Annotated in this window: 3 protein-coding genes; 2 read left to right on the top strand and 1 reads right to left on the bottom strand. The window is 31.7% G+C overall.

The genetic code is table 11. From position 1 onward, the window contains the following. Nucleotides 1–281 precede the first annotated feature (281 nt). Nucleotides 282–965 carry a DnaA inactivator Hda gene (hda, locus tag A9G30_RS01075; protein WP_065580053.1) on the top strand — a complete coding sequence of 228 codons (684 nt, stop codon included), beginning with the start codon at nucleotides 282–284 and terminating at the stop codon, nucleotides 963–965. 1 nt (nucleotide 966) lies between these two features. Continuing rightward, nucleotides 967–1746, top strand: coding sequence for a Cof-type HAD-IIB family hydrolase (locus A9G30_RS01070; RefSeq protein WP_065567297.1), 780 nt, complete (start codon nucleotides 967–969; stop codon nucleotides 1744–1746). A gap of 23 nt (nucleotides 1747–1769) precedes the next feature. Here the strand turns inward: A9G30_RS01070 and A9G30_RS01065 are convergent. Beyond that, the coding region (locus tag A9G30_RS01065) for an anhydro-N-acetylmuramic acid kinase (RefSeq protein WP_176700818.1) at nucleotides 1770–2195 on the bottom strand (426 nt) is incomplete at its 5' end.

The following is a 2195-nucleotide window of genomic DNA, read 5'->3' as shown; positions in this document are numbered from 1 at the left end:
AAGCTAATTTATTATTAAAAAATAAATTTAGTATAGTCATTTTTTTGTGGGTAAGATGGTTAAACTATTTTATAATAAGCAAATTATATTTATATAACTAGATGGGTTTGATTTAGCCTTAGTTTCTCTATTAAAAAGTAGATTAACCTGTTTTTGTGCAATTAAAGTACATATTAAATAATTTATGGGGCAGGATATTTTTCTTTTCTATAAAAGTGATTGATTTTTGTAAAAGCAAATTTATACTTAACATAATTGTATTTTTATTACGAGGTTATTTTATTACTCTTTCGCAGTTGCCTTTGCCTTTTTCATTACCCAATAATGAAACTTTTGATAGTTTTTATGTAGGCGATAATCGATTATTGTCTGATTCATTGCAATCCTTATTAGGTAAAGAGGGGTTTAATATCTTTTATATATGGTCGGTTAGCGCTGCGGGTCGAACGCACCTTTTACACGCATCAAGCCAAAACAAATTAGCTAGTTATATCCCGTTGAAGCAATATTATCATTTAGTACCTGAAATTTTACAGGGGTTAGATAATTATGATTTAGTCTGTTTAGATGATATTGATGCAATAGCAGGCCATAGGGATTGGGAAGAGGCTATTTTTGATTTATTTAATCGTTTGACTGAAAAAAATGTGAGTAAATTACTGATAACAGCAAGTGCACCTCCTAAACAAATTTCTTTTATATTACCTGATTTGGTTTCTCGGTTATCTTGGGGACAAGTTTATCAATTAAAAGAACTTAGTGACGATGATAAGCTTAAAGCTTTACAATTAAGAGCACAATTAAGTGGTTTTGAATTATCAACAGAAGTTGGGTTATTTTTATTAAAACGTGTTAACCGTGATATGCGCACATTGTTTTCTTTGTTAGAAAAGTTTGAAGTCGCAACGCTTGCACAACAACGAAAATTAACTATTCCTTTTATTAAACATATTTTGGATTTGTAATATGAATGAAAAACCTGAAGCTATCGTTTTTTTTGATTTAGATGGCACACTATTTAATAGTCAGATTGATATATTACCTAGTTCTATTGAAGCTATAAAAAAGTTAAAACAAAATAATATTACCCCAATGATAGCAACAGGCCGAACACCTTGTGAAGTTATTAATTTAATGAAAAGGACTCAGATTGATTCCATTGTTGGTATGAATGGGCAGGTTGTTTTATATAAAGGTGAAAAAGTTTTTACAAATGATATTGATAAAGAGGTGATAGCTAGAATATATCAATATTCTAAACAAAAAATGAATATTCCTTTATCTTTTTATAATGATGAATTGATGCGTGTATCAGCCCATAGTCAACCGGCTGAGAAGTTTTATCATTACCTTAAGCAACCCGTCCCTCCCGTTGATGATCAGATTTATTTAAAAGAACCTATCCAGATGTTGTTATTATTGTGTGAGGAAGGTGAATTGCATTATCGTGATGTTTTTCCTGAGCTAACTTTTATTCGTAATACGCCTTACTGTGTTGATGTTTTTAATCATGGAGGATCTAAAGGTTATGGTATTACTCAGTTGCTTCAAACTAAGGGATTTTCTGATGTACCAACTTATGCATTTGGTGATGGTATGAATGATTTTGAAATGTTCTTAACTGTTGATCACCCTATTGCTATGGGGAATGCTGTTGATACGTTAAAAGATAAAGCTGAATATATAACAGATACTAACAATAATGATGGGATAGCAAAAGCATTACAAAAATTTGGATTGATTTAATTAACTTTCATCTATTTTTTAGTTTATTGATAAATAACCCCCAAACAAACCGCTTGGTTTGCGCCAGTTACTTCAGGAATATTGGAGGGAAGATTATTGATTTTACAATAAGCAAGCCAAGCAAAAGCGATTGCTTCCATATCATCACCGTTTATGCCTTTTGTGTCTGTGGTTAATACTGACCATAAAGGTAATAATACCGATAATCTTTGCATGATAAGCGGGTTTTTCGCTCCCCCACCGCAAACTAAAAGTTCACAAGGTAACGTGCTTTGTATCTTTAATTTATTAATTTCATTGGCAATGGATAAAGCGGTAAATTCAACCAGTGTTGCTTGAATATCTTGTGCTTTTAAATGTGTTCCTGCTAATTTTTTATGTAGCCACGGTAAGTTAAACAGCTCCCGTCCGGTACTTTTGGGAGCGGGCATTTGAAAATAGTCTTCTTT

Source organism: Gilliamella sp. Fer4-1 (genome assembly GCF_001690515.1).
Classification (GTDB): domain Bacteria; phylum Pseudomonadota; class Gammaproteobacteria; order Enterobacterales; family Orbaceae; genus Gilliamella; species Gilliamella apicola_C.
This window is presented reverse-complemented; position numbering and strand designations above follow the sequence as displayed.

Bases quoted from the DNA above. Each gene is read 5' to 3' on its own strand.
- A9G30_RS01070 (WP_065567297.1), top strand. From the start codon at position 967: ATGAATGAAAAACCTGAAGCTATCGTTTTTTTTGATTTAGATGGCACA.